This window comes from Geomicrobium halophilum (assembly GCF_014207655.1).
Classification (GTDB): domain Bacteria; phylum Bacillota; class Bacilli; order Bacillales; family Marinococcaceae; genus Geomicrobium; species Geomicrobium halophilum.
Genome location: NZ_JACHHJ010000007.1, coordinates 41585 through 68046, shown reverse-complemented (window position 1 = coordinate 68046; position 26462 = coordinate 41585). Strand labels below are relative to the sequence as shown.

Sequence of the window (26462 nt, the reverse complement as noted above, 5' to 3'; positions counted from 1 at the left end):
ATTTCAATGATTGGTTCACCCCGTTGGCTTGATGAATAAGACCGGTGTGATTGCGACGGATTTATAATTTATCATCTACGCTTTAATTATGCAAGAGTTTATATTAATTTTTTTTATTTATCACAGATAAATGGTATGGCAGTCTTTCAGCTGGGGGCACCATTCTACAGTAGAGCGCAAATAAAAGGTTGTACTTTTCTTCCATCGCACGTTTCACACAATCCTCAACCGTTCGATCCTGAAGGTCCTTATATACCTCGTCCATCTCCTTTTTTAAAAGGTAGACCATTTCCGCTGCTTCTTTATCCTTTAACATTAAACCAAACATGGAGAGCTCCTTTCGTTTTGGGAAATGTTCAAATCGGCCGGAAAGACAGCTAACGTTTTCGCTTTTATAAGGTTTGTAGCAATAAGTTTACGCTCCAGCACTCGTAAACGATGTCTTCTTCGAACGTTTTGAACTTCTACTTTTAGTTATTTCCATAGTTATATCTTGTCCTTGTGAGCATATAGATATCCCATGAACAGCTTATTCGTTCGCAATTATAGTGTGATTTTCTTTATAAGGAGGGAAAAAGTTGGCACGATTTTGGGTGTTTAATAGAAGAAAAGGGTCACAGTATGTGTTTATTGCAGCGATTGCATTTTGTGCCGCCTGTTTAATTCTACTAGAGCGGCCTTTCCTGGCTGTGTTTTCGGGGGAAGATAGTGTTCCGACCTCAGCATTTTCAAGTGCCGAGACCGATGACCAAGAAATAGCTTTAACCTTCAATGTAAGTTGGGGAGAAGAGCATGTGGAACCGATTCTTGATACATTACTTGAAAAAGAGGTAACCGCCGCCTTTTTTGTGTCAGGGGTGTGGGCCGAGCGGCATGCCGAACTTCTTGAACGTATGGTCGATGAAGGTCATGATGTTGGCAATTACGGCTATCATTTTAAACCTTATACCGATCAGGAAAATGAAGATATGCGAAGGGATATGCGGGAAGGGCATCATGCTATCGAGGAAGCGATTGATACAGCTCCGGATTATTTCCGTCCACCCGCTGGGATTTTTAATTCCGAAGTGCTAGAAGCCGCAGAACAAATGAACTATACGGTCATCCATTGGGGCGCTGATGGGAAGGACTGGCAAAACCCGGGTGTTGATCAAATCATTGAAAATGTAACAAACAGTGTTGAGCCTGGGGATGTAGTAATGCTTGATGCATCCGATTCTGCCAAGCAAACCGCCGAAGCATTGCCGGAAATTATTGATGCTCTCCAAAACCAAAACTACGAGCTTACATCAATCGACATGCTGATGAGTGGTGCAACAACAGATTACGAAGAACTATAAGTGGATGTTTAAAAATTCCGGGAAAAATAGCCGTCGTATCTCTTCATTGTCTTGCTTCTGCACTCCTCACGGTTTGAAAACCATATCCTCGAAAAAAAATCCACTTTTTCTTCGAGAAGTGAATGCTTGAAAGCAGGATGATCGGAGCTACGTCGGCCTACTCGGCTCTTTTTGAACACGCTCTATAAGGGTAATATTAAGGAAGCCGGCGACAATTGATAGCGCCGGCTTCCTTCTAGAGACACATACCTCTTAATCGTTATCTGTGAACTGCTGGAATATGTTGTTCCGGTAAACAGGATACGTTTCTTCATCCGTCAATAAATTCACGATATGTTGATTTCTTTTCACTGAAAGAGCGAGGTTGGTTGCACTCGTCCCATGAGAATGTTCAAGGTTCGTTAATGAAAACAAATGATTGGAGCGCCCATCTTTAAAGACGAGCCGATAATCTCTTGTCACTTTAAATTCCTCGTCACTTTCCCATTCGAATTCGTCTCTCATCTTTTCAATCCAATCGGGAATGTGCGGCTGATAACCAGTTGATAAAATGACTTTATCCGTCGGTTGCTCGAAAGCTTCTTCTTTTTGCCATTGCCTGCAAGAAAGAATGTACCTTCCCTCCGATTCGCGAACATCATTAACTTCGGTCATTGCCTGTATTTTTGCGGGTGATTGCTTACTATCAACGGATCGATGGTAAAGGAGCTCATAGATTTTTAATAATGTCTTTTCCTGAACCCCATTTCTTAACCCACCGAGTTCTCCCAGTGTCTCTTGACGTCTTTCATAGGGAAGCGAATGAAAATAATCTACATATTCCGGACTAAACAGTTCTTGCCCCAAGCTACTTTCTTCCAGTTGAAAAAAACCTGGCGAACGTGTATACCACGTAAGCTTATAATCATACCTCTCTTGGTCTTTCAATAAGTCATAAAAAATTTCTGCAGCACTCTGCCCTGACCCTACGACTGTAAGCGTATTTGCTGATTTAAGGTCTTTTTCATGATAAAGATAATCGCTTGAATGAATGATGTCTTCGTTCGTTTTTCCTTCTAAAGGTGGGGGGATAAACGGAACACTCCCCGTTCCAAGCGTAATATGCCGTGCATACAGTGTCTCAACACCATTACTTTCAACGACATAGCAAGAGCGTGACTTGTCATACGTTACATCGGTTACCTGATAACCGAACTTGCAGTTGGAAAGGTTATGAGCGACCCACTGGCAGTACGCATTATATTCACGTCTTGGGATATTAAATTTCTTGAAAAAATAAAATGAAAGCAGCCGTCCGTGTTCATGAAGATAATTTAAGAATGTATAGCGGCTTTTCGGATTGGCAAATGTCACTAAATCCGCCAAAAATGAAACTTGCAAATCCGTCTGATCGATAAGCATACCTGGATGCCATTCAAACGTAGGCTCCTGTTCCAGGAAGCATGCGTTTAAATCCGTACCTTCTTCAATTAAAGCGGCAAGACCAAGATTAAAAGGGCCAATTCCAATACCGATTACATCATAAATGTTTTCATTCATCGCTTTAATTCCTCTCTATGCTATTGATGTCTTTTTTATTTTTTTCCATCACTCATGAGGGTATACGACTTCTTTTACTTACGCTGCAAACGATGGAGCGCCATTAGCTGCCACGTATTTGCCACTAATAACGGTGCAAGATAGATCCAGACCCACGATGTTCCATCGACTTCGGGAATAATGAGGGCAGGTATCCATTCAATCGTCGTGATCACATACATAAAGAATAGTGCAGGGATAAATGCCCCGCTATGTGTTTCTCGCTGCTTGAAGTACGCAACGATGGCAGCATAGATCAACAGTAACGTTGGTGTGATCAAATATCCAGCCAATGAATCACCCTCAGAGGCATAAGCGAGATAACGAAAATAAAATAAATCAAAGAACACAAAAGCGACCAAAAAAATTTGAACCCTATTCCAAAGTTTTTTGGTTTTAAACAATGAAAGTGCTAACCGGTTTAAGGTCAGGTAAGCAAAAAATCCCATCTGTGCGGTCGCACTAATGGCTGCACAGGCGCCAAGCATCCAGATTAGACCGAAGAAGAAATTGGCGAACCCGTCCCCAACGTAAGCTTCATAATTCAGTGTCACACCTACGATCGTGCCGCCAACTGCAGCAACAAGCATCGTCGAAAAAAATAAAAAAACGACTTTTCTAGAATTCACACGATCATCCCTTACATCTTCCGTAATCAAACCACTCCGATTGTATCAATCGTGACGTAAAAATACTAGTTCGCACATATTTTGTCATGCAATGCTTCATAGTAAAAGAAACACTGGGAAAGGGGCCACGGTATGAAAAAGGTGTACACACTATTCCTCATGCTATTATTTTTACTTATAAGTGGATGTGCTGCATTCGAAAATCAAGGTGGAGGAACAGCTCAGTCCCAAGAATACGAAGATACGAAGGAGATGGTCATCGACGTTTTAAAAACCGAAGACGGCCAAGCTGCCTTAGAAGACATTTTAACGGACGAAGAATTTCAAGAATCAGTGCTTATGGACCAGGATTTCGTCCAAGAGACCGTGCAAAACACCCTCACTTCCGATGAAGGACAGCAATATTTTCAAGAAATCATGCAACAACCTGATTTCCAAAAAAACATTGCGGATAGCATGCAGCAAGAAAATGAAGACATCTTGAAACGCTTAATGAAAGACCCGGAATATCAAGACATGATGATGGGAATTATGCAGGATCCGAAAATGCAGCAAGCGAATTTACAATTATTTAGCAGCTCAACATATCGAGAAGAGATGCAAACGGCCATTGAAGAAGCTTTTGATAATCCAAGCTTTCAATCGAAACTTTCCGATTTAATCGAGCAGCAACAACAAGAAGGTGGCGGTTCTCAGGAAGATAGCGGCAACCAAGAAGACAGTGAAAGCGGGGATCAACAGGGAGGTCAAGAAAACGCCGGCGGCGGAAATGGAGGCCCTTAAATGAAAAGGTGAGGCCTAATCAAAAGGCCTCACCTTCATTGTATTATTCAAATGGAGATTTAATTCTTTGCTCTTTCTGTTCAATGACACGGCTAGCAATATTTTCATAAATTTTTCCGATCGGATGTTCTCTTTCATAAACCGAGGGAGCAAAATCGTCATCATCGATCGTCGGTTGACCCAGCGGCACTTGACCGAGCAATTCAGTCTTAAGCTCTTCGCTTAATCGTTCGCCCCCGCCTTGTCCAAATACATACTCTTTTTCACCTGATTGGCTCTCGTAATATGCCATGTTTTCAATAACACCAAGGACGCGGTGGTTACTTTTAATCGCCATTGCCCCCGCACGTGCAGCTACAAATGCAGCTGTTGCGTGTGGCGTGGTAACGATAATTTCATCAGATTCAGGCAGCATTGAATGTACGTCAAGGGCCACGTCCCCAGTGCCAGGCGGCAAGTCCAAGATAAGGTAATCGAGATCACCCCACTCTACTTCTTTAAAAAAGTTCGTAAGCATTTTTCCGAGCATAGGGCCACGCCAAATGACGGGAGCATTATCCTCTACGAAAAAGCCCATGGAAATCACTTTGACCCCATAACGCTCGACTGGATATATTTTATCTCCTTTAACCGTTGGACGAGTTTCAATCCCCATCATATCCGGAACACTGAAACCATAAATGTCAGCATCAATAATTCCTACATTCTTCCCTTCACGGGCAAGTGCAACAGCGAGATTTACAGATACTGTTGACTTTCCAACGCCGCCTTTACCACTTGCAACAGCTATAAAGTTCACGTCGTTATTTTCATCTAAGAGTCCCGCATCTTCTTTTTGTTGCCCCGGATCGATATGCTGATCCATTTCCTCTTGTGATAATTGCTCAAAACGAAGACCTACGCTTTCAGCCCCCGCCTCCTTGACAACCGCAACGATATCTTGCTGCACTTTCATTTGCCCGCCGGTTCCAGTCTGGGCCAAAGCAATTTTCAAGCTCACGCTGCCATCATCTTTTATGTTAATCTCCCGGACCCCGCCGATTTCCACGATGCTTTTTTTCACATCGGGATCCTGAATAGGTTTCAGAACCTCAATAATGTCTTGCTCCTGTAACAACATTAACACCTTCCTTTAAGGCTGATATCAATCTGTCTATATTATATCACACCTCAAGAATAGGATTTAATTGATATGATTGCAAATTTATTCTTCCGAATCATGATATCGTACCAACCCTTGGTATATGGAGGCAGCCATTCGATCCAAATATTGTTCATCTTGGAAGTTCCTTGCTTCCTCGGGATTCGAAAGGAAACCCGCTTCAATTAATAAACCGGGAATTTCTGTATGATCAAGCATATAAATATTGTTCACTCCTGCTGCCTTGCGGTTCGTATTTTCTAACTGGCGAGTCATTTCTCCCTGAACGACCTCTGCCATTACTTGGCTTTCACTAAAGCTTGGGTTATAAAACGTTTGAGCACCGCGCCAACTTGTAGAAGGGCCCGCATTGAGGTGCAAACTGATAAAAAAATCGCTGCCTGAATCATTAATCATTTGTACACGTTTTTGCAAATCTTCTACCTTTCGATTCCGTAATCCCTCTGTGGAAGGGGCTGCTAAATCAGTATCTTCTTCTCTTATCATCAAAACAAGTGCACCAGCTGATTGTAAGTAATCCCTAAGCTTAAAGGCAATATCCAACGCCACTTCATCTTCCATGAGACCCTCTTTGGAGCTTGAACCGCCATCCACTCCGCCATGACCGGGGTCGATGACAATCACCTGGCCACTTAACGGCAAATTGAGACCGCTTGTATTTTCCGTCCAATCAGTGGAAAAAATACTATACATCACGATAACGAAAAGGAATGCAATCAGTGGAGAGATAAGCCAGAATTTTTTCTTCATACGTAACATCCTTTACCGAGGGATAGTCCATAATATGAAAAAAAGGACGGGTGTATGCCCGTCTCAAAGTCGAAGTCGTGCGCGATTTTTACCGGTTTTGAAACCTGTTTGCCACCAGTGTTGCACATAAGCTTCGGCACCGCTTGCAATTTTATTACGATCCAAATTCTCCTCCTGAATCCAATCGTTAATAAAAATTTCAAGCTCATTTGTTCTCTGTTTAAGATGATCTTCATCCATGCTGGATGGCTCTGCTGACGACATTCCTTTTTTTGCCGCAGTTAAAAACGTTTCAATGGCTACATCCATACAAATTTCTTCCAAAAACGAGTGCCGAAACTGAAAGGAATCACATACAGGGACAAGGTATTTCTCGGAAGCATAAACCATGTCTTCCATACTCAATGTGTGCAGTAACTTCTTCTCCACTTCCCAGTCCTTCAAACGCTTATGCTCTTGAAAAGAAACGACAGACCCCATGCTTGCCCCCCTCATGATTAGTATGAGTGAAAGGACAAGAATCATGTCTGGGAAAGGAAGGACGAAGAAGGAAAAGATCGTCAACAGCGCCACGCCAATGATCCGCTGCAATTTCGTTCTATGTTTGTCATACGTTGCTTGATACAATGCCCCATATGTTCAAAAGGACTTCTCACGAATTCATCATGAGGTAAGGCTCCATGGACAAATCATTTGAACAACTCAAAAGCTGAAACTCCAACTGGATCATTTTTCAGCCTTCAGAGCAGAAGCTCTTCTTGGGTTGAGGCTCCAATAATGAAAAGCTAAAAATTCCTGATTTAAATAAAAGTATCGATGTTGGAAACAGCAGGAGAGGCATAACACACGCAAAATCTCCAAAAAATTAATATTTCCTTGACTCTACGCAAACACTAGAGGCGAGACAGAACTTAGGTTGGCCGATAAAGTTGTATTTATTCCACCAAGGTGGATTTCATACCATGGGTGCAAAATACATTTTAAAATGATTCTTTTTTACACCTATCTCTATTTTTCGATGGACAGTGTTGAAAATGACGTTTTTTCATTACTCATGCCCCTTTTTATTGAGATGCCATATTTTCCTTAATACCAAACAAAAAGCCCTCCCTGCTCCATAAGAGCAAAGAGGGCAAACCCTTTGATGTGAAAAGCTTTCTTAACGCTTCGAGAATTGTGGTGCACGGCGTGCAGACTTAAGACCGTATTTCTTACGCTCTTTCATTCTGGAGTCGCGTGTAAGATAGCCGTTGTCTTTAAGCACTTTACGATATTCAGGATCTACTTCAAGTAAAGCACGGGCAACACCTAGTTGAATTGCGCCAGCTTGTCCTGTATAACCGCCACCATGTGTGGTGATCTTCAAGTCATATTGACCTTCCGTTCCAGTTTCAGCAAGTGGCTCCTTGACGACTGTTTTGAGTGTTTCGTAATTGAAGTAGTCATCGATGTCTCGCTTATTGATCGTTACTTTGCCATTCCCTGGGGAAAGGAATACACGGGCAACAGAGTTTTTACGTCGACCCGTTCCGTAATATTGCAATGAAGCCAATTCAAACCCTCCTTTTATTTATCCGCGAAGCTCATAAGCTTCTGGTTTTTGTGCTTCGTGTTTGTGTTCTGGGCCTTCATATACGTGTAATTTCTTGATGGTTTTGCGGCCAAGTGCATTTTTCGGAAGCATACCTTGTATGGCAAGCTCAACCATTTTCACTGGCTTGTTTTTGTTCATATCAATCGCTCTTGTTGCTTTCAGGCCGCCTTTATATCCGCTGTGACGGTAATATAATTTATCCGTCCACTTCTTACCGGTGAGTTCAACCTTCTCTGCATTAATGATAATGACATGATCACCTGTATCCACGTGTGGCGTGAATTCTGGTTTATATTTTCCACGCAAAATCGCAGCGACTTCGCTTGCAAGACGTCCGAGACGTTTTCCTTCAGCATCGATGACGTACCATTTGCGTTCAATTTCATCTGCTTTCGCCATGTATGTCGTCCGCATGGGGGTACCTCCTTATATCAAAAAATCTCCAAATCATTTATTTCATTCATCGATCATATATTTCATACTCCGGGGCTTGTGGAGGACGAAATGCCAACTAACATCGTATCCTATTTTCAGACCAATGTCAATAAGCAAAAGCACCGGAACGAACGCTTTTAAGGCCCATAATCGACACTCCATAAAAACAATCCATGACCAGGCGCTGTTACTCCCGCTTCCCGGCGATCCTTTGAATGTAAAATGCGCGCCATATCATTAGAAGGGCGTCGATGAAGGCCGATTTCAATGGCCGTCCCTACAATGATCCGTACCATATTATAAAGAAAACCTTCCCCTCTAAAATGAAAATACCAAGCTCCTTCTCTCATTCGTACCAACGTAACCTGTTCTAACAAGCGGACCTTATTTTGCACATAAGTATTGCTTGCACAAAAAGAAGAGAAATCATGCTCGCCTTCTAAATGCTGCAGAGCACGTTTTACAGCCCCTGTATCAAACTCCTTCGCATAGACGTGGTAAACGTACTGACGCTGGAACACATCACGCTCAGAGCCAACATGGAGGAAGTACCGATACTCCTTGGCCACCGCATCAAAGCGGGCGTGAAAATCCTCTGATACGACTTTTGCATCGCGTACCTGGATGTCTGGGGGTAATACACCCGCGAGCGCATACGGCCAACGCTCAGGAGCAATGGCCAAAGTGGAATCGAAGTGAACCACTTGTCCGCGAGCATGTACCTGCGCATCGGTACGACCAGAACCGAAAACACTTATTTTTTTGCCCTTATGTAACCTCGTTAATCCTTTTTCAAGTTCACCTTGCACCGTACGTTTCTCAGGTTGTACTTGCCAGCCAGAGAAATTTGTGCCGTCATACGCGATCGTTGCTTTCCAGCGTGCCATATACCGCCCTCCTTTAAAAATCCCGAAGTATGGCCAGAACGACCCCTACGCCCCCAACAACTATGCAGGCAATGGTATCCTGAAGTCTCCATTGTAAAACACGTAATTTCGTGCGGCCTTCTCCACCGCGATACCCGCGCGCATCCATAGCTGTTGCCATATCTTCTGCCCGTTTAAACGAGCGTACGAATAATGGGATGATAAAGGCCGTCATCGTTTCCAGCCGTGTTTTCATTGTCCCTTTCGTGAAGTCCGCCCCACGTGCTGCCTGTGCTTTCATAATTCGATCTGCTTCTAACAACAACGTTGGAATTAAACGAATACTAATCGACATCATTAAAGCCATCTCATGGGCAGGGAGGCCGAAACGTTTGAATGGACGTAAAAAAAACTCAAACCCATCGGTTAAATCAATCGGTTTCGTTGTTAGCGTCAACAACGAAGCTAAGATCACAAGCGAGCCTATCCGGATTGCGATAAAAACCCCTTGCTCGATTCCTCCACTATAAATCGAAAAGCCGAGAATCGAAAAAAGTACGTATCCTTCATTTGTAAAAAAAGCATGCAATAAAAACGTAAATACAATTAAAATGAAAACAGGAAATAGTCCTTTCACAAAAAAGCGCAAAGGGACACGGGAGAGTGCCACAAATAGTACAACTGTCGCTAGTAACGCTAAGTAGCTCCAAAATTCGTTCGCCAAAAATACAATGACGGCAAGGGCAAGTAAAGAAATCAGTTTCGATCTTGAATCAAGTCTGTGCAAGGGAGACGTCACCGGGACATATTGACCAATTACGATATTTTGCAACATGGATGGTTACCCCTCTTTCCTTACCGTTGACAACTGATCTATAACGACGCCAGCCAATGCTTCTGGTTCCAGCAAAGTATCAGCAACTTCCCATCCTGCCGCTTGCATCGCCCGGCTCACTCGTACTGACGCAGGCACATCCAAACCAAGGCCGGCAAGCTGATCGGCTTGACGAAACACATCTGTAGGGGCTCCGCTAATTACTGGTTTTCCTTCGTCCATCACGACGATTTCATCCGCATATCGAGCAGCATCTTCCATATCATGGGTGACAAGTACCGTGGTAAGACCATGTTGATCATGCCAGTCTCTTAGCAAATCAAGCAAGGCACGGTGACCAGCCGGATCAAGACCCGCTGCAGGTTCATCTAGAATAAGCACTTTAGGATGAGTGGCAAGCACCCCCGCTATCGCGACCCTCCGCATTTGACCGCCACTTAAGCTGAATGGGGAATACGGAAGTATTTCTTCACCAAGCCCAACAAGCTCAAGGAGATCAGGAAAGCGCTGGCGGCTCTTTTCTATGTCTAACCCTAGATGTTTAGGACCAAATAACATATCCTCTTCAACTGTAGATCCAAACAGTTGGTGCTCTGGATACTGAAATACCATTCCTACTTGTCGCCTTACCTGTTTGACATATTTTCGTTTCGACTTCCGATGTAGAATAAAATCTCCGTTTTGCACCTGACCTGTTGTCGGTAATAACAGACCATTGATCAATTGCATTAACGTTGATTTTCCTGAGCCCGTGCTGCCGACAACCCCTGTAAATGTTTGCGAGGAGAGCGTCAAATTCACAGCATCCAGCGCTTTTTTTTCAAATGGAGAACCGATCATGTACGTATAACTTACATCTCGGAAGGTAATGCGCATAACCGATCCACCCACTCACTTTCACTTAATGACAAGTTACCCAGCAATACCCCATGCTTTTTCAATGCTACCTGCATTTCTAAGAAATAAGGTAATGTGAAATTCCGTGTTTTTAAAAAATCAGGGTCTTGGAAAAAATCATGAACAGTGCGATCCCTTATCGTTTTCCCTTTTTCCATAAAAATCACCCGATCTGCCATAAGCGCCTCTTCCAGATCGTGTGTAATCATGATCATCGAAATACCAGCACGATTTAAATCTTTCATCGTCTCCATCACTTCTGCCCGTCCCTTAGGATCAAGCATAGAAGTAACTTCATCAAAAATCATAATATCTGGCCGTAAAGCGATAATCCCGGCAATCGCAGCTCTTTGCTTCTGCCCGCCTGAAAGACGATGTGGCTCGGCTGTAAGCAAATCTTCGATTCCTACCCTTTTCGATACTTCATCAATGCGTTGCAACATCTCCCGGCGTTCAATCCCAGCATTTTCAAGTCCAAAAGCAATATCATCCTGAACCGTGGCCGCAACAAACTGATGATCTGGATTTTGAAAAACCATCCCCGCTTTTTGCCGAACGTTCCAAATTTTTTCCTCATCAGCGACTTCATACCCCGCGACCGTTACGGTTCCAGACTCAGGCTGTAATAATCCGTTTAGCATACGCGCAAAGGTCGATTTTCCTGAACCATTGGTGCCCAGCACTGCTATCCAATCACCTTTATTGACTTGCAAGCTGAAATTATGTAAGATCCATTCCTGCTCTTCCTGATAACGAAAGAACAGTTGATCACAAATAATGATTGGCTGCAATGCTGATCCTCCTTCTCTACCTATGTAATATTAAGATTGTATTATAAGTATATAAAATGTGAGCTGCCCTGTCAGCTCATGCCCATATTAAAAAAGGACAGTGACGAAATCGTCGTCCTGCCCCTCTAACCGTTTTACACGAGTTCGATGACAGCCATCGGAGCGCCATCGCCTTTACGCGGTTCCATTTTGATGATGCGTGTATAGCCACCTTGACGATCTTCATAACGTGGCCCGATATCGTCAAACAACTTCTGAATCGCATTTTGACCTTCTTCTTCATTCGCAACTTCATCGCGAATAAAAGATGCCGCCTGACGACGGGAGTGGAGATTTCCACGTTTGCCAAGGGTGATTGTTTTTTCAACCAGTGGGCGGAGTTCTTTTGCTTTTGCCTCCGTCGTTACAATTTTTTCGTTGATCAACAAGTCGGTTGCAAGATCACGAAATAATGCTTTACGTGCAGAACTATCTCTTCCCAGTTTTCTGTAAGCCATTGCCATTCCCCTCCTTTGATCAAAAGCTTCGGAGAGGCTTACTCTTCGTTGCGAAGTCCCAGCCCCAGTTCTCCAAGCTTTTCTTGTACTTCTTCTAACGATTTACGTCCAAGATTGCGCACCTTCATCATATCTTCTTCTGATTTCTGAGTGAGCTCTTGCACGGTATTAATTCCAGCTCGTTTTAAACAATTGTAAGAACGTACAGATAGATCCAGTTCTTCAATTGTCATTTCAAGCACTTTTCCTTTTTGGTCTTCCTCTTTTTCCACCATGATCTCCGCATTTTGCGCTTGATCTGTCAAACCAATAAAGATGTTCAGGTGTTCATTCATGATTTTAGCACCAAGGGAAACTGCTTCTTCAGGACGGATGCTGCCATCGGTCCAAACATCAAGCGTAAGTTTATCATAATTGGTGATTTGACCGACACGGGTGTTTTCTACTTGGAAATTCACTCGTTCTACAGGTGTAAAGATCGAATCGATCGGGAGTACACCTATCGGCAGATCATCATGATTATTCCCTTCAGCAGGTACATAACCGCGGCCGCGCTGGGCAGTCATTCTCATATGAAACTGCGAATTGCTTGTTAACGTTGCAATGTGCAGATCAGGGTTAAGAATATCCACATCGCTATCGTGATTGATATCACGTGCGGTCACGACACCTTCACCATTTGCATCAATCTCGAGCACCTTTTCATCATCGGAATGGATATTGAGGGCCAGCTTTTTCAAATTTAAAATGATCGTCGTAACGTCTTCAACAACACCCTCGATCGTAGAGAACTCGTGAAGAACACTATCAATTTGAATATTTGTAACTGCTGACCCCGGTAGGGAGGATAACAGGATTCGACGCAAGGAGTTCCCCAATGTCGTACCATAACCACGTTCAAGCGGCTCGACAACAAACTTTCCGTACTTGGCGTCCTCGCTGACTTCAATCGTTTCAATGCTCGGCTTTTCGATTTCAATCATTCTATTGGTACCCTCCTTAAAACGTCAGCATCCGGGACATGTGCCCCGCATGTGCCTTTAGGCAGTGTTTGACTACACCATCCGGTGCTTACCTCGTCTAACCATTATTGACAGGGAGCGGTTTTTTAAACCTCTATGGTGTTACACTCTACGACGTTTTGGGGGGCGGCAGCCGTTATGAGGTACAGGTGTGACATCACGGATGACATTCACTTCAAGACCTGTTGCCTGTAATGAACGAATAGCGGCTTCACGGCCTGCGCCAGGGCCTTTGACAGCTACTTCTACACTCTTCATGCCGTGATCCATCGCAGTTTTAGCAGCGTTTTCTGCAGCCATCTGCGCGGCAAAAGGCGTTGATTTACGTGAACCTTTGAATCCCAAGTTACCAGCACTAGCCCAAGATAGTGCATTGCCTTGCATATCAGTAATCGTAACAATCGTATTGTTAAATGTGGAACGAATATGAGCAATACCCGAATCCACCTGTTTACGCTGGCGACGCTTACGAGTTGTTGTCTTCGGTTTAGCCATGGTTTACAAACCTCCTTTACTTTTTCTTGTTCGCGATGGTCTTCCGAGGACCTTTTGCCGTCCTGGAATTGTTTTTTGTGCTCTGTCCGCGTGCAGGAAGGTTACGGCGATGACGGATTCCGCGATAAGATCCGATTTCAATCAAGCGCTTGACATTAAGAGACCGTTCTCTCCGAAGATCCCCTTCAACAGTGTAGTTTCCTACAGCTGTACGAATGCGGCCAAGTTCTTCATCAGTCAGATCACGAACGCGCGTTTCCGCTGGGACATTTGCTTCTTCAAGAATCTGCTTCGCACTGCTTTTCCCGATTCCATATACATAGGTAAGTGAAATAACAGCTCGCTTGTCACGGGGAACGTCTACTCCTGAAATACGTGCCAAAAACGTGCACCTCCTTTAATGTTAACCTTGTTTTTGTTTATGCTTAGGGTTTGAACAAATCACCATAACCGTGCCTCTACGGCGAATAATTTTGCATCGTTCACATATGGGTTTTACGGACGGTCTGACCTTCATTCTCTTTCCCTCCTTCATGATCGGCATCCTAAGGGAGGCTTATCATGCAAATCAGAACCTCGTTCTGCGTTCATTTATTTATATCGATAAGTGATTCTTCCTCGAGATAGGTCATATGGAGAAAGTTCCACTGTAACCTTATCACCAGGTAAAATACGAATAAAATGCATACGAATTTTACCAGAAACGTGCGCGAGTATTCGATGACCATTCTCCAGTTCTACCCTGAACATGGCGTTTGGTAAAGGCTCAATAACTGTGCCTTCAACTTCAATCGCATCATCTTTGGCCATGGATTGCTCTCCTCCCTTCATTATATCAGGTTGCTCTCTACGAAACTGCATCAACCCGTGGCAACTTGGCATTGATTACACGACCGGTTCCCTCCAGGCTATATTTCACTGAACTGTGAAATATACTTTAGAGACCGTACATGGTTGATGTTTTTCTTCTTTGCGCGGCTGAACGTTCGTCGTCGCCATCTGCCAGTAACACAAAACGAGCGTCAATCAGACGAATCACGATGAATAATCCCGGCCACCAGGCCTGCACGATCTCTCCAAGTTCAGGGGCTCTTTTCATCACCATGACCCTCTTGATTAAGCTTGAGTCAATATCTCATATCCTGACTCTGTAATCGCGATCGTGTGTTCAAAATGTGCGCAGTTTTTGCCATCTGTTGTAACCACTGTCCAATTGTCATCCAGGGTGTGAACATAACGCTCCTTCATATTAACCATGGGCTCAATGGCAAGCACCATTCCAGGTTTAAGGCGAGGACCTTTGCCTGGCGGACCAAAGTGCGGGATTTGCGGATCTTCATGTAAGTCTTGACCAACCCCATGTCCGACATACTCCCTTACAACGGAGAACCCATGATCTTCCACGAACGTTTGTATCGCATGAGAGATATTAGAGAGCCTAACTTTAGGTTTTGCTTCCGCAAGACCTTTGTACAAGGCATTCCGGGTAACATCCAAGAGTTTCTCATTTTCAGCGGTAATTGTCCCTACCGGGTACGTCCAAGCAGAATCACCATGATAACCTTGAATTTTTGCGCCGATATCAATCGATATGATATCTCCGTCCTTTAACACTCGATTTCCCGGTATTCCGTGAACGAGTTCTTCATTTACGGATGTGCAGACGCTCCCGGAAAATCCATGATAGCCTTTGAATGAAGGAATGGCATCATATGATCTTATCAGATCATCCGCGATTCGATCAAGATCTCCTGTAGTTATCCCTGGTTTAATGTGACTTTTAAGCTCATGATGGGTTTCAGCTACAATTTGACCGGCACGTCGCATAATCTCTAATTCACGTTCAGTTTTACAAATGATCATGCACGCAAACCTTCTAACAACCTTACAATGTCATCTTGCACCTGCTCAATCGTTTGATTTCCATCTATATTTCGAAGATAGCCCTTCTCGCTATAAAAATCAACAAGCGGCTGTGTCTGCTCAATATTCACTTCTAAACGCTTTTTTACCTTTTCCGGTTTATCGTCTTCACGTTGAATTAATGTGCTCCCATCAACATCGCAAACTCCGTCCACTTTAGGCGGGTTATACTCTACGTGATACGTTTGACCGGAAGTTGGGGAAACTCGACGTCCAGCCAATCGCTCAATCAACTTCTCCTTAGAGACGTCGATGTTAATGACAAAGTCAATCGAACGATTGAGGTCGCTAAGAATCTCCTCTAAAGCTTGTGCCTGTGCTATCGTTCTCGGGAAACCATCAAGAAGAAAGCCTTCCGCACAATCGTCTTGGGCTAAACGTTCACGAACAATGCCAATCGTAACTTCATCCGGTACAAGTTCGCCGGCGTCTGTATAACTTTTCGCTTGTTTCCCTAGTTCCGTCTCATCTTTGATGGCGGCTCTGAACATATCGCCAGTGGAAATGTGCGGAATCTGGTACTCTTCACTAATGGTTACAGCCTGTGTACCTTTCCCAGCCCCTGGCAGTCCCATTAAAATCAAATCCATCTTACCTCTCCTATCATCACAATCCTGGTAATTCTTTCATGAACATCGGCCTCGACTCTTACTTAATGAAGCCTTTGTAACTTCGTTTGATTAACTGGCCTTCAATTTGTTTCATTGTATCAAGAGCTACACCTACCACGATGAGTAGACCGGTACCACCAATTTGAATTGTTTCCGGTAATCCAAGTTGAGTGGTGAAGAAAACCGGAATGATGGCAACAGTAGCCAAAAACAATGAGCCGACGAAGGTAAGGCGATAAAGGATATGACGGATATACGTTTCCGTTGTTTTTCCAGGTCTAATTCCAGGGACATAGCCGCCTTGCTTCTTCAAGTTCTCAGCCATTTGTTCTGGATTAACTTGTACGAACGTATAAAAATACGTGAAGGCAATAATGAGGCCAACATAGACAAATGCCCCTACCGGCTGCGTATAATCGAAGTTTTGAATAACCCATTGAGCAATAGCATTATCTTCACCGAGAAAGCTCGCAACCGTTGGCGGAAAGATGAACAAAGCCATGGCGAAGATGACTGGAATAACCCCTGCGGAGTTAACTTTCAATGGCAAGTGGGTGGATTGAGCACCCGCAGTAGACTCCCTGCCAACCACTCTCTTTGCGTACTGAATCGCGACTTTACGAATCGCTTGCTGTACAAATACCACACCGGTAACGATAAGCAATACAGCAAGTGCCAGCAGCAGAACCGTTATGATTCCCATAAACAATTCTTCGCCTGCCCCTTCGATTTGAGTGGCATAGATCTGGTTAATGCCATTTGGAATACCTGCCGCAATACCAGCAAAGATCATAATCGAAATCCCGTTGCCTACACCCTTTGCTGTAATTTGCTCCCCTAACCACATTAAAAAAGTCGTTCCTGCAGTCATGATAAGAGCAATAAGTAGGTAAGTGTCGATACCGGGATCAGGAATAAGTCCTTCAAATTGTGCGTTAAAACCAATGGACATGGCCAAGGCCTGGACAAACGCCAACACAACAGTAAAGTAACGGGTAAACTGTGCCAGCTTCCTTCGTCCTGCCTCCCCTTGCTTCGACCACTCCGTAAACTTTGGAACAACATCCATTCTCAAAAGCTGAACGACGATTGATGCAGTAATGTAGGGGAAAACACCCATCGCGAAAATAGAGAAGTTCCCCAACGCACCACCACCAAACGTATCAAGGAAACCGAAAGCACTTGCTTCACCTTGAAACTGCAATACCTCGCTATCAGAGCCAGGGATAGGGATAAACGTTCCTATGCGGTAGACGATAAGCATGAGCAGGGTGAAGAAAATCTTCCGGCGCAGATCCGTTACTCGAAATATATTGGCGAGTGCCTTAAACATTAGACCACCTCTGTTTGACCGCCGGCTGCTTCAATGGCTTTTACTGCAGAGGCAGAAAATTTGTTGGCTTTAACCGTCAATTTTGTGTCTAAATTGCCATCACCAAGGATCTTAACTCCGTCATTTACTTTTTTCACAATGCCTGTTTCAATCAAAAGCTCCGGTGTTACTTCTGTACCCCCTTCAAAACGATTGAGGGTCTCTACGTTCACAACAGCGTACGTTTTCTCAGTTGGGTTTGTAAATCCTCGTTTTGGCAAACGTTTATAAATCGGGTTCTGGCCACCTTCAAACCCTGGGCGTACGTTTCCTCCGGAACGAGATTTCTGACCGTGTTCACCTCTACCAGAAGTTAACCCACGTTTAGCGCCGTTTCCACGACCGACGCGGATGCGTCTTTGGCGTGAGCCGGCTGCTGGTTTCAAATCGTGTAGTTTCATTTCTTTCACACCTCCTGCCTGCCTATTGTATTAACCGTTGATTTCTTTGACATTTACAAGGTGAGATACCTTATTAACCATACCGCGGATAGCGGGATCGTCGTTTTGAATCACCGAGTGGTGCAATTTACGAAGCCCGAGTGTTCGAACAGTTACACATTGGTCTTCCGGACGACCAATGAGGCTACGTTTGAGGGTGATCTCCAGTTTATTAGCCACCTGTATTCCCTCCTATCCTCGCAATTCTTCGACGCTTTTTCCACGAAGTCTAGCGACGTTTTCTGCGGTTTTCAATGAGCTTAGACCTTCTAATGTAGCTCTTACCATATTGATTGGATTGTTAGATCCGTGTGATTTTGAAAGGATATCATTTACACCGCCGAGCTCCAGTACGGCACGTACAGGCCCCCCAGCAATGATTCCAGTACCTTCACTAGCTGGTTTGAGCAAAACCTTTCCTGCACCATAGTGTCCAACAAGTTCGTGCGGGATCGTTGTTCCAACACGTGGCACCTCAATAAGGCTTTTCTTCCCATTTTCAACCGCTTTGCGGATCGCTTCTGGTACTTCATTTGCTTTACCCATACCAAAACCGACATGGCCATTACGATCTCCGACTACAACAATAGCTGCGAATCGGAAGCTGCGGCCACCTTTAACCACCTTAGCAACACGATTGATGGCTACAACGTTTTCTTCAAGGTCCAGCTTATTTGGATCAATGTTCATCGATTGTCCCTCCTTCTTGCTTTAAAATTTCAAGCCTTCCTCACGAGCAGCATCGGCAAGCGCTGAAACGCGGCCATGATAGACAAAACCACCGCGGTCAAAAACGACTGTTTCATAACCTTTTTCTTTTGCACGCTTAGCAACGAGTGCGCCAACTTCCTTTGCAGCCTCGACGTTACCACCGTTTTTTGAATTAAGTTCATTATCCATGGTTGAAGCAGCTGCTAATGTCTCGCCTTTGGTATCATCAATCAGCTGTGCATAGACATGCTTTGTCGAACGATAAACATTCAATCGCGGGCAATCAGGTGTACCTTTAATCTTGAGACGCATGCTATTGTGACGACGCTTGCGAGCTGCTTGTTTACTGACCTTTTTTGCCATAAGTGACCTCCTCCTTTCTTCCATTTATCAACCACTAGGAAGAAAATGATGCTTTTACTTACCAGTTTTACCTTCTTTGCTTCGAACCTGTTCGCCTGTGTAGCGAACACCTTTGCCATTATAAGGTTCAGGTGTACGACGTGAACGAATATCAGAAGCAACCGCTCCTACGAGCTGCTTATCGATTCCTTTCACAAGCACCTTATTATTTGATGGGACTTCAAACTCAATGCCCTCAACTTCTTTGATTTCAACCGGATGAGAGTACCCAATATTGAGTATGAGCTTATCTCCAGATTTCGTAGCGCGGTATCCGACCCCAACAAGGTCAAGGCTTTTTTCGAAACCTTTCGTAACCCCTTCGACCATGTTTCCAATCAAGCTTCTTACCGTACCGTGCATGGATCGATGATCCTTGTGGTCAGATGGGCGAGTTGTCGTAAGCACACCATCTTCAAGGCTAATGGAGATATCTGAATTAAACTGACGAGACAATTCCCCTTTAGGACCTTTGACTGTCACTTGTTGACCATCCAATGTAATCGTTACATCGTCTGGTACCGTTAATGGATTCACACCGACTCGTGACATTTCTATCGCACCTCCCTCTTTACCATACGTAAGCGAGTACTTCGCCGCCAACTTTTCTTTGACGTGCTTCTTTATCAGTAATTACACCTGTTGATGTTGAAATCACAGCAATTCCCAATCCGTTTAATACACGAGGAATTTCATCTGCTTTTGCATAAACGCGCAATCCTGGCTTGCTAATTCTTTTCAACCCTGAGATTACACGTTCATTCCCATGACCGTACTTAAGGAAAATACGGATAACCCCTTGTTTCTTATCGTCTACGAATTCGACATCGCGAACATAACCTTCTCGTTTAAGGATCTGTGCAACTTCTTTCTTTACGTTGGATGCTGGAAGTTCCAGCTTGTCATGCTGCACAGTATTGGCGTTGCGAATTCTCGTTAGCATATCTGCAATCGGATCTGTCATAACCATATTAATGAACCTCCTTCCCTCTCTCGGGCTTTACCAGCTAGCTTTTTTGACACCAGGAATCTGGCCTTTATGAGCAAGATCGCGGAAACAAATCCTGCACAGCTTGAATTTGCGAAAAACGGCATTTGGGCGTCCACAACGTTCACAACGTGTATATTCACGAACTTTGAACTTCTGTGGTTTTTGCTGTTTGACAACCATTGATTTTCTTGCCAAAAGTACTTTCCCTCCTTTAAATTTTGCACTTAAATTTATCGTTGGAAAGGCATTCCGATTTCTGTAAGCAATGCTTTTGCTTCTTCATCAGTTTCCGCAGTCGTAACAATTACGATGTCCATACCACGGACCTTATCGATTTTGTCGTATTCAATCTCTGGAAAAATTAATTGTTCTTTAACACCAAGGGTATAGTTCCCACGTCCATCAAATGCTTTGTTTGAAATCCCGCGAAAATCCCGGACACGCGGCAGGGATACATGGATTAACTTCTCAAGGAAGTCATACATACGCGTCCCGCGTAAAGTTACTTTCGCTCCGATTGGATTACCTTCACGTAATTTGAAACCTGCGATAGATTTCTTTGCTTTTGTCACAACTGGTTTTTGACCCGTGATGAGGGATAGCTCTTCTATCGCGTTATCAAGTGTTTTGGGGTTAGAAACAGCTTCACCAACGCCCGTATTAATGATAACTTTCTCGATCTTTGGAACGGCCATGACCGTGGAATAGTTGAATTGCTCATGCAGACGTGGCACAATTTCACCTTTATAACGTTCTTTCATAGCGTTCATTCTCTAGGACCTCCTTTCAGCAAACATTACTTATCGATGACTTCACCGGATTTTTTTGCAACACGTACCTTTTTGTCATCTTTCACTTGGTGACCAACGCGGGTTGGCTCTCCGCTTTTAGGATCGATAAGCATAACGTTTGATACGTGAATAGCTGCTTCCTCGTTTGAAATTCCGCCTTGCGGGTTTTCTTGCGTCGGCTTCGTATGCTTTTTCACATAATTAACGCCTTCAACAAGTACGCGCTCTTGGCTTGGAAAAGCTCTCAGAATCTCGCCTTCTTTTCCTTTATCTTTACCGGTGATTACTTTAACTTTGTCACCTGTTTTCACATGAAGTTTTGGCTGCTGCGCCATTTGCTTGCACCTCCCTGGTCGACGTTTTACGTTGCGTCTGTTAAAGCACTTCTGGTGCTAACGATACAATTTTCATATATTGGCTATCACGCAATTCACGCGCAACAGGACCAAAGATCCGCGTCCCTCTTGGACTTTTATCATCGCGGATAACAACAGCGGCGTTTTCATCAAATCTTATATATGAGCCGTCTGTACGTCTTACGCCACTGCGTGAACGAACGACAACCGCCCGCACAACTTCGCTTTTCTTAACAACGCCGCCTGGTGTTGCGTTTTTGACAGTACAGACAATCATGTCACCGATATTTGCTGTTTTACGTCCAGTGCCCCCAAGTACTTTAATGCATTTTACCTCACGAGCACCTGAGTTATCAGCAATTTTGAGCATTGATTCTTCTTGGATCATTTTCACGGCCTCCCTTCAACCAAAGATTGTGTTAGATGATCACTGATTCTTCAACGATTTCAACTAGGCGGAAGTATTTATCTTTGGAAAGTGGACGTGTTTCCATGATTTTAACGATGTCGCCTACTTTCGCTTGATTGTTCTCATCGTGTGCCTTAAATTTCTTAGAATAACGGACACGTTTCCCATAAAGCTTATCTCGTTTGTACGTTTCAACAACAACGGTGATCGTTTTGTCCATTTTGTCGGAAACGACACGACCGGTAAACTCCTTACGAGTGTTGCGTTCAGCCATCTGTCAGTTACCTCCTTTATTAACCCCGGTTTATTCCTAGTTCTCTTTCACGTAGAACGGTATTGTTTCGTGCAATGTTCTTGCGAACGCCACGGATGCGGGCAGGGTTATCTAACTGACCGGTGGCCAGTTGAAAACGGAGGTTAAACAATTCTTCTTTCAACGTCTTCGTTTCTTGTTCAATCTCCGCTGTTGTAAGATCTCTAATTTCTTCAGCCTTCATTTGCCTCACCACCCATTTCTTCACGCTTCACAAACTTGCACTTAATTGGAAGTTTGTGAGATGCAAGGCGTAGCGCTTCACGAGCAACTTCCTCGTTCACACCTGCAATTTCAAACATGATTCTGCCCGGTTTGACAACTGCAACCCAGCCTTCGGGCGCCCCTTTACCAGAACCCATACGTACTTCAAGCGGTTTAGCTGTATATGGCTTATCAGGGAAAATCTTGATCCATACTTTTCCACCACGCTTCATGTAGCGGGTCATCGCAATACGCGCGGCTTCAATTTGGCGGTTTGTTATCCAAGCTGGCTCGAGAGCCTGAAGTCCATACTCACCAAAAGTGACTTCTGTACCACCTTTGGCACGACCTCTCATGCGGCCACGCATTTGACGACGATATTTCACTCGTTTAGGCATTAACATGCTTAGTTGCCTCCTTCCTCTGTACTATCACCTTTCGTGGGAAGGACCTCTCCACGGTAGATCCAGATTTTTACACCAATCTTCCCATATGTGGTGTCTGCTTCTGCTATTCCATAGTCAATATCCGCACGTAGTGTATGCAATGGTACTGTTCCTTCACTATAACTTTCAGAACGTGCCATATCTGCACCACCAAGACGACCGTTCACTTCTGTACGAATTCCTTTTGCTCCAGAACGCATGGTGCGCTGAATGGATTGCTTCATGGCACGACGGAACGATACACGGTTTTCTAATTGACGTGCAATGTTCTCAGCAACAAGCTTCGCGTCCAAGTCTGCTTGATTTACTTCAGAAATATTGATGTGTACGCGCTTGCCGGTAATGGCGTTAAGGTTTTTCCGAAGTGTTTCTACCTCTGAACCACCTTTACCAATAACCATACCAGGTTTTGCTGTATGAATATTGATGTTCACACGATTTGCGGCACGTTCAATTTCGATTGTGGACAATGACGCATCTTGAAGGCGATTCTCAATATACTCACGAATTTTTACGTCTTCATGAAGCAAGTTTGCATATTCTTTCTCGGCATACCACTTAGATTCCCAGTCACGGATTACGCCAATCCGAAGACCAATAGGATTAATTTTTTGACCCACGCTTTATCCCTCCTCCTTCTCTGAAACGATAATTGTAATGTGACTTGTTCGTTTATTGATTCGAGATGCGCGCCCCATCGCTCTTGGGCGGAATCGCTTCAAAGTCACGCCTTCATCAACATATGCTTTGCTAACCATTAAGTTTTCGGGCTCTAGCTCGTAATTATGCTCCGCATTGGCAATTGCAGAGTTTAAGACTTTCTCAACGATTGGCGATACGCCTCTTTGTGTGTGTCTTAAAATCGAGATAGCTTCTCCAACGTCTTTGCCACGCACTAAATCGATAACCATCCGTGCTTTACGAGGAGCGACACGAACTTGTTTTGCCACGGCTTTAGCTTCTTGCATTACATGAACCTCCTCTCTCGTTAGCGTCGTCTTGTCTTTTTATCGTCTTTATCGTGTCCGCGATACGTTCTCGTTGGCGCAAATTCACCAAGCTTATGCCCTACCATGTCTTCCTGAATATAAACGGGTACATGCTTACGTCCATCATAAACGGCAATCGTATGACCAACAAAATTCGGGAATATAGTAGAACGGCGGGACCACGTTTTAATTACTCGCTTGTTGCTCTCATCCATAGCCTCTACTTTTTTCATTAAATGGTCATCTACAAATGGTCCTTTTTTTAGGCTGCGTGCCATTCATGTTGCCTCCTTTCACAGATGTCACTAACACGTGAGTAGCGCCATCTTCTAACAGCGATCTGAACCTCGCTTGCATAGTGTGGCGCTAAACCGTCCAGTGACCCTTGATTATTTTCGTTTTTTGGAAGGGCGACGACGAACAATGTATTTGTTCGTGTCTTTATTTCCTTTACGTGTTTTGTAACCAACCGCTGGTTGACCCCAAGGAGATACCGGTGCCACACGTCCGATTGGTGCACGACCTTCACCACCACCATGTGGGTGATCTGCAGGGTTCATTGCAGAACCACGAACAACAGGGCGCTTATTGAGCCAGCGGCCGCGTCCAGCTTTACCGATATTAATCAGTTCATGCTCAAGATTTCCAACCTGGCCAACCGTTGCCCGGCAAGTGGAAAGAACGAGACGCCTTTCTCCGGATTTCAAACGAACGAGCGTATATTTTCCTTCGCGGCCGAGGATTTGGGCATGTGCTCCGGCAGCGCGTGCCAATTGGCCGCCTTTTCCGGGCCTCATCTCGATATTGTGAATGGTTGTACCGATGGGGATATCTTTCAGCTCAAGTGCATTTCCAACTTTAATATCCGCTTCGGAACCAGAAATTACAGTGTTCCCAACTTCAATCCCATTCGGAGCAAGGATATAGCGTTTCTCACCATCTACGTAATGGATGAGCGCAATATTTGCCGAGCGGTTCGGATCATACTCAATCGTCGCTACCCGTCCTGGAACACCATCCTTGTTACGCTTTAAATCAATGATTCGATACTGCCGCTTATGACCACCGCCTTGATGGCGAGTCGTAATGCGTCCATGATTATTGCGTCCAGCTCTTTTTGAAAGTGGTGCGAGCAAGGAACGTTCAGGACGGTCTGTAGTAATCTCAGAAAAATCCTTTCCAGTCATAAAACGCTGTCCGCCTGTTTTCGGTTTAAAACGTTTAACTGCCATGATAATTTCCCTCCTTTACCAAAAAAATTAAGCTTCACCAAAGATTTCAATCTCTTCGCTGTCATCAGTGAGAGAGACGATTGCCTTTTTACGTGCAGGTTTATATCCTTCATAGCGACCAAAACGACGAAACTTCGGTTTGTAGTTCATCGTATTCACTTTATCGACTTTCACTTCAAAGATCTCTTCGATCGCTTGTTTGATCTGGGTCTTGTTGGCTTTCACGTCTACTTCAAACGTGTATTTTTTGTCATCCATGATTTCTGTAGAACGTTCCGTAATAACGGGGCGCCTGATCACATCGCGTGCATCCATTATCCAAGCACCTCCTCTAACTTCTCTACAGCTTCTTTCGTAATGACCACCTTGTCGTAGTTAATTACATCAAGAACATTCACGCCGTTTGCGACGAGCGTTTTTACGTTTGGCAGATTATTTGCTGACTTAACAAGGTTCTCATTATGATCTGCAGTTACAACAAGTGTTTTTTGGTCAGCAGAAAGGCTGGAAAGAATTTTCACCATATCTTTCGTTTTCGGTACATCGAGGCTTAGCTCGTCAACAACGATAAGTGCATCTTCCTCTACCTTAGACGAAAGTACAGATCGAAGCGCAAGACGACGGACCTTTTTCGGCAGCTTATATCCGTAATTCCTTGGTGTCGGGGCAAAAATTACACCGCCACCTGTCCAGATTGGCGACCGATTCGAACCATGGCGTGCACGACCCGTGCCTTTTTGCCGCCAAGGCTTCGCTCCGCCACCGCGAACTTCAGAACGCGTTTTTGCTTTGTGTGTTCCCTGGCGCAGAGATGCCTGCTGCATGACTACTGCGTCATGAACAACATTCTCATTTGGCGTAATCCCGAATACGGCCTCTGCGAGTTCTACATCTCCAACTTGTGAGCCGGATTGATTGTACACCGTTACTTTCGGCATGATGATTCCTCCTTTCTTTCAGACGTTATTTCGTTTTAACTGTACTTTGAACTTTTACGTAACTCTTCTTGGCTCCAGGTACATTCCCTTTGATGAGCAAGAGCTCACGCTCAGAATCAACTTGGACAACTTCAAGGTTCTGAACCGTTACTTGATTGCCGCCCATTTGGCCTGGAAGTTTATTGCCTTTTGGTACGTGCGCTAGGTCAATTGCTCCCATTGCACCAGAGCCACGATGATAACGGGAACCATGTGATTTCGGTCCAATTGAGTAATTATGACGCTTAATTGATCCCTGGAAACCTTTCCCTTTAGAAACACCGGTAACGTCGATGATATCTCCAGGTTCAAATGTATTTACGCTGACCTCTTGACCGATCTCGTGATCCGCAAGGTTCATATCGCGGAATTCACGGACGTAGCGCTTGGGCGCCGTGCTTGCTTTGTCAGCATGGCCTTTTTCCGGTTTGTTCGAGCGCTGTTCTTTCTTATCATCCACGCCGAGTTGAACCGCATCGTAACCATCGTTTTCTTGTGATTTTAACTGCATGACGATATTTGGCTCTGCCTGAACGACAGTGACTGGAACTACATCGCCGTTCTCACTAAATACCTGCGTCATGCCGATCTTTCTACCCAAGATTCCTTTGGCCATCAGTC

General features: G+C 44.3%; 44 protein-coding genes. 2 read left to right on the top strand and 42 right to left on the bottom strand.

From position 1 onward, the window contains the following. Window positions 1-103: 103 nt before the first annotated feature. Window positions 104-328: a hypothetical protein gene (locus tag HNR44_RS17100; protein ID WP_184405789.1), complete on the bottom strand. Its 225-nt coding sequence runs from the start codon at window positions 326-328 to the stop codon at window positions 104-106. A gap of 250 nt (window positions 329-578) precedes the next feature. Between HNR44_RS17100 and HNR44_RS17095 the strand changes: the two genes are divergently transcribed. Continuing rightward, the gene (locus HNR44_RS17095; RefSeq protein WP_184405786.1) at window positions 579-1340 is read left to right on the top strand and encodes a polysaccharide deacetylase family protein; all 762 of its coding nucleotides are present in this window, start codon (window positions 579-581) and stop codon (window positions 1338-1340) included. A gap of 252 nt (window positions 1341-1592) precedes the next feature. On the opposite strand, the gene HNR44_RS17090 is transcribed toward HNR44_RS17095, so the two are convergent. Further along, window positions 1593-2879 carry a lysine N(6)-hydroxylase/L-ornithine N(5)-oxygenase family protein gene (locus tag HNR44_RS17090; RefSeq protein ID WP_184405783.1) on the bottom strand — a complete coding sequence of 429 codons (1287 nt, stop codon included), beginning with the start codon at window positions 2877-2879 and terminating at the stop codon, window positions 1593-1595. 74 nt (window positions 2880-2953) lie between these two features. Beyond that, entirely contained in the window at window positions 2954-3547 is a 594-nt protein-coding gene (locus tag HNR44_RS17085) for a KinB-signaling pathway activation protein (protein ID WP_184405765.1), read from the bottom strand. A gap of 132 nt (window positions 3548-3679) precedes the next feature. Between HNR44_RS17085 and gerD the strand changes: the two genes are divergently transcribed. Beyond that, a complete protein-coding gene (gerD, locus tag HNR44_RS17080) occupies window positions 3680-4330 on the top strand; it encodes a spore germination lipoprotein GerD (RefSeq protein ID WP_184405763.1) in 651 nt (216 codons plus the stop codon). 43 nt (window positions 4331-4373) lie between these two features. On the opposite strand, the gene HNR44_RS17075 is transcribed toward gerD, so the two are convergent. The 39 genes from HNR44_RS17075 to rplC form a co-directional block, all read right to left on the bottom strand. Then, window positions 4374-5447, bottom strand: coding sequence for an Mrp/NBP35 family ATP-binding protein (locus tag HNR44_RS17075; protein WP_184405801.1), 1074 nt, complete (start codon window positions 5445-5447; stop codon window positions 4374-4376). Between the two features lie 87 nt (window positions 5448-5534). Continuing rightward, complete coding sequence (gene cwlD / locus HNR44_RS17070) at window positions 5535-6242, bottom strand: N-acetylmuramoyl-L-alanine amidase CwlD (RefSeq protein ID WP_184405761.1); 708 nt, start codon at window positions 6240-6242, stop codon at window positions 5535-5537. Between the two features lie 63 nt (window positions 6243-6305). Further along, on the bottom strand, window positions 6306-6722 hold the full coding sequence (locus HNR44_RS17065; RefSeq protein ID WP_184405758.1) for a DUF2521 family protein: 417 nt from the start codon (window positions 6720-6722) through the stop codon (window positions 6306-6308). A gap of 679 nt (window positions 6723-7401) precedes the next feature. Further along, window positions 7402-7794, bottom strand: coding sequence for a 30S ribosomal protein S9 (gene rpsI / locus HNR44_RS17060; protein ID WP_184405756.1), 393 nt, complete (start codon window positions 7792-7794; stop codon window positions 7402-7404). Window positions 7795-7812: 18 nt separating this feature from the next. Beyond that, window positions 7813-8250 carry a 50S ribosomal protein L13 gene (gene rplM / locus HNR44_RS17055; RefSeq protein ID WP_184405754.1) on the bottom strand — a complete coding sequence of 146 codons (438 nt, stop codon included), beginning with the start codon at window positions 8248-8250 and terminating at the stop codon, window positions 7813-7815. 158 nt (window positions 8251-8408) lie between these two features. After that, window positions 8409-9158 carry a tRNA pseudouridine(38-40) synthase TruA gene (truA, locus tag HNR44_RS17050; protein ID WP_184405750.1) on the bottom strand — a complete coding sequence of 250 codons (750 nt, stop codon included), beginning with the start codon at window positions 9156-9158 and terminating at the stop codon, window positions 8409-8411. A 13-nt stretch (window positions 9159-9171) separates the two neighbouring features. Beyond that, a complete protein-coding gene (locus HNR44_RS17045) occupies window positions 9172-9972 on the bottom strand; it encodes an energy-coupling factor transporter transmembrane component T family protein (RefSeq protein ID WP_184405746.1) in 801 nt (266 codons plus the stop codon). 6 nt (window positions 9973-9978) lie between these two features. Then, a complete protein-coding gene (locus tag HNR44_RS17040) occupies window positions 9979-10848 on the bottom strand; it encodes an energy-coupling factor transporter ATPase (RefSeq protein ID WP_184405742.1) in 870 nt (289 codons plus the stop codon). Further along, window positions 10824-11660, bottom strand: a complete 837-nt coding sequence (locus HNR44_RS17035) for an energy-coupling factor transporter ATPase (protein WP_184405738.1) — start codon at window positions 11658-11660, stop codon at window positions 10824-10826. The genes HNR44_RS17040 and HNR44_RS17035 overlap by 25 nt, the downstream gene beginning before the upstream one ends. A gap of 134 nt (window positions 11661-11794) precedes the next feature. Next, on the bottom strand, window positions 11795-12157 hold the full coding sequence (rplQ, locus tag HNR44_RS17030; protein WP_184405735.1) for a 50S ribosomal protein L17: 363 nt from the start codon (window positions 12155-12157) through the stop codon (window positions 11795-11797). Between the two features lie 38 nt (window positions 12158-12195). Then, a complete protein-coding gene (locus HNR44_RS17025) occupies window positions 12196-13140 on the bottom strand; it encodes a DNA-directed RNA polymerase subunit alpha (protein ID WP_184405732.1) in 945 nt (314 codons plus the stop codon). A 141-nt stretch (window positions 13141-13281) separates the two neighbouring features. After that, window positions 13282-13674 carry a 30S ribosomal protein S11 gene (gene rpsK, locus HNR44_RS17020; RefSeq protein ID WP_184405727.1) on the bottom strand — a complete coding sequence of 131 codons (393 nt, stop codon included), beginning with the start codon at window positions 13672-13674 and terminating at the stop codon, window positions 13282-13284. A gap of 16 nt (window positions 13675-13690) precedes the next feature. Continuing rightward, window positions 13691-14056: a 30S ribosomal protein S13 gene (gene rpsM, locus HNR44_RS17015; protein WP_184405722.1), complete on the bottom strand. Its 366-nt coding sequence runs from the start codon at window positions 14054-14056 to the stop codon at window positions 13691-13693. Between the two features lie 21 nt (window positions 14057-14077). Further along, window positions 14078-14191 (bottom strand): 50S ribosomal protein L36, encoded by a 114-nt coding sequence (rpmJ, locus tag HNR44_RS17010; protein ID WP_184405720.1) that lies wholly within the window; start codon window positions 14189-14191, stop codon window positions 14078-14080. Window positions 14192-14265: 74 nt separating this feature from the next. Further along, on the bottom strand, window positions 14266-14484 hold the full coding sequence (gene infA, locus HNR44_RS17005; RefSeq protein WP_114373692.1) for a translation initiation factor IF-1: 219 nt from the start codon (window positions 14482-14484) through the stop codon (window positions 14266-14268). A 127-nt stretch (window positions 14485-14611) separates the two neighbouring features. After that, on the bottom strand, window positions 14612-14773 hold the full coding sequence (locus HNR44_RS17000) for a hypothetical protein (protein ID WP_184405717.1): 162 nt from the start codon (window positions 14771-14773) through the stop codon (window positions 14612-14614). A gap of 17 nt (window positions 14774-14790) precedes the next feature. Beyond that, window positions 14791-15537, bottom strand: coding sequence for a type I methionyl aminopeptidase (map, locus tag HNR44_RS16995; RefSeq protein WP_184405714.1), 747 nt, complete (start codon window positions 15535-15537; stop codon window positions 14791-14793). After that, window positions 15534-16187: an adenylate kinase gene (locus tag HNR44_RS16990; RefSeq protein WP_184405711.1), complete on the bottom strand. Its 654-nt coding sequence runs from the start codon at window positions 16185-16187 to the stop codon at window positions 15534-15536. The genes map and HNR44_RS16990 overlap by 4 nt, the downstream gene beginning before the upstream one ends. 58 nt (window positions 16188-16245) lie before the next feature. After that, window positions 16246-17541: a preprotein translocase subunit SecY gene (secY, locus tag HNR44_RS16985; protein ID WP_184405708.1), complete on the bottom strand. Its 1296-nt coding sequence runs from the start codon at window positions 17539-17541 to the stop codon at window positions 16246-16248. After that, window positions 17541-17981, bottom strand: coding sequence for a 50S ribosomal protein L15 (gene rplO, locus HNR44_RS16980; RefSeq protein ID WP_184405705.1), 441 nt, complete (start codon window positions 17979-17981; stop codon window positions 17541-17543). The genes secY and rplO overlap by 1 nt, the downstream gene beginning before the upstream one ends. A 30-nt stretch (window positions 17982-18011) precedes the next feature. Continuing rightward, window positions 18012-18200 carry a 50S ribosomal protein L30 gene (rpmD, locus tag HNR44_RS16975; RefSeq protein ID WP_184405701.1) on the bottom strand — a complete coding sequence of 63 codons (189 nt, stop codon included), beginning with the start codon at window positions 18198-18200 and terminating at the stop codon, window positions 18012-18014. 12 nt (window positions 18201-18212) lie between these two features. Beyond that, a complete protein-coding gene (rpsE, locus tag HNR44_RS16970) occupies window positions 18213-18710 on the bottom strand; it encodes a 30S ribosomal protein S5 (RefSeq protein WP_184405699.1) in 498 nt (165 codons plus the stop codon). Between the two features lie 21 nt (window positions 18711-18731). Continuing rightward, window positions 18732-19094: a 50S ribosomal protein L18 gene (rplR, locus tag HNR44_RS16965; RefSeq protein ID WP_184405696.1), complete on the bottom strand. Its 363-nt coding sequence runs from the start codon at window positions 19092-19094 to the stop codon at window positions 18732-18734. A gap of 54 nt (window positions 19095-19148) precedes the next feature. Further along, on the bottom strand, window positions 19149-19685 hold the full coding sequence (gene rplF, locus HNR44_RS16960; RefSeq protein WP_184405692.1) for a 50S ribosomal protein L6: 537 nt from the start codon (window positions 19683-19685) through the stop codon (window positions 19149-19151). A gap of 19 nt (window positions 19686-19704) precedes the next feature. Then, window positions 19705-20103, bottom strand: a complete 399-nt coding sequence (gene rpsH / locus HNR44_RS16955; RefSeq protein ID WP_184405689.1) for a 30S ribosomal protein S8 — start codon at window positions 20101-20103, stop codon at window positions 19705-19707. A 30-nt stretch (window positions 20104-20133) separates the two neighbouring features. Continuing rightward, a complete protein-coding gene (locus HNR44_RS16950; protein WP_184405686.1) occupies window positions 20134-20319 on the bottom strand; it encodes a type Z 30S ribosomal protein S14 in 186 nt (61 codons plus the stop codon). A gap of 35 nt (window positions 20320-20354) precedes the next feature. Continuing rightward, entirely contained in the window at window positions 20355-20894 is a 540-nt protein-coding gene (rplE, locus tag HNR44_RS16945) for a 50S ribosomal protein L5 (protein ID WP_184405683.1), read from the bottom strand. Between the two features lie 26 nt (window positions 20895-20920). Further along, on the bottom strand, window positions 20921-21250 hold the full coding sequence (gene rplX / locus HNR44_RS16940; protein ID WP_184405680.1) for a 50S ribosomal protein L24: 330 nt from the start codon (window positions 21248-21250) through the stop codon (window positions 20921-20923). A 40-nt stretch (window positions 21251-21290) separates the two neighbouring features. After that, a complete protein-coding gene (gene rplN, locus HNR44_RS16935; RefSeq protein WP_184405678.1) occupies window positions 21291-21659 on the bottom strand; it encodes a 50S ribosomal protein L14 in 369 nt (122 codons plus the stop codon). A gap of 31 nt (window positions 21660-21690) precedes the next feature. Next, window positions 21691-21954, bottom strand: coding sequence for a 30S ribosomal protein S17 (gene rpsQ, locus HNR44_RS16930; protein ID WP_184405676.1), 264 nt, complete (start codon window positions 21952-21954; stop codon window positions 21691-21693). Between the two features lie 19 nt (window positions 21955-21973). After that, window positions 21974-22177, bottom strand: coding sequence for a 50S ribosomal protein L29 (gene rpmC, locus HNR44_RS16925; protein WP_184405674.1), 204 nt, complete (start codon window positions 22175-22177; stop codon window positions 21974-21976). Further along, window positions 22167-22601 (bottom strand): 50S ribosomal protein L16, encoded by a 435-nt coding sequence (gene rplP / locus HNR44_RS16920; protein ID WP_184405672.1) that lies wholly within the window; start codon window positions 22599-22601, stop codon window positions 22167-22169. The genes rpmC and rplP overlap by 11 nt, the downstream gene beginning before the upstream one ends. Window positions 22602-22603: 2 nt before the next feature. After that, entirely contained in the window at window positions 22604-23263 is a 660-nt protein-coding gene (rpsC, locus tag HNR44_RS16915) for a 30S ribosomal protein S3 (protein ID WP_184405669.1), read from the bottom strand. 3 nt (window positions 23264-23266) lie between these two features. Further along, a complete protein-coding gene (gene rplV / locus HNR44_RS16910) occupies window positions 23267-23611 on the bottom strand; it encodes a 50S ribosomal protein L22 (protein WP_184405666.1) in 345 nt (114 codons plus the stop codon). A 20-nt stretch (window positions 23612-23631) separates the two neighbouring features. Then, window positions 23632-23910 carry a 30S ribosomal protein S19 gene (rpsS, locus tag HNR44_RS16905; protein ID WP_184405663.1) on the bottom strand — a complete coding sequence of 93 codons (279 nt, stop codon included), beginning with the start codon at window positions 23908-23910 and terminating at the stop codon, window positions 23632-23634. A 111-nt stretch (window positions 23911-24021) separates the two neighbouring features. After that, complete coding sequence (gene rplB, locus HNR44_RS16900) at window positions 24022-24864, bottom strand: 50S ribosomal protein L2 (protein WP_184405661.1); 843 nt, start codon at window positions 24862-24864, stop codon at window positions 24022-24024. A gap of 27 nt (window positions 24865-24891) precedes the next feature. Continuing rightward, window positions 24892-25179 (bottom strand): 50S ribosomal protein L23, encoded by a 288-nt coding sequence (gene rplW, locus HNR44_RS16895; protein ID WP_221434341.1) that lies wholly within the window; start codon window positions 25177-25179, stop codon window positions 24892-24894. Then, window positions 25179-25802, bottom strand: coding sequence for a 50S ribosomal protein L4 (gene rplD, locus HNR44_RS16890; RefSeq protein ID WP_184405659.1), 624 nt, complete (start codon window positions 25800-25802; stop codon window positions 25179-25181). Before rplD ends, rplW begins: the two co-directional genes overlap by 1 nt. A gap of 25 nt (window positions 25803-25827) precedes the next feature. After that, window positions 25828-26457, bottom strand: a complete 630-nt coding sequence (gene rplC / locus HNR44_RS16885; protein WP_184405657.1) for a 50S ribosomal protein L3 — start codon at window positions 26455-26457, stop codon at window positions 25828-25830. Between the last annotated feature and the right edge of the window lie 5 nt (window positions 26458-26462).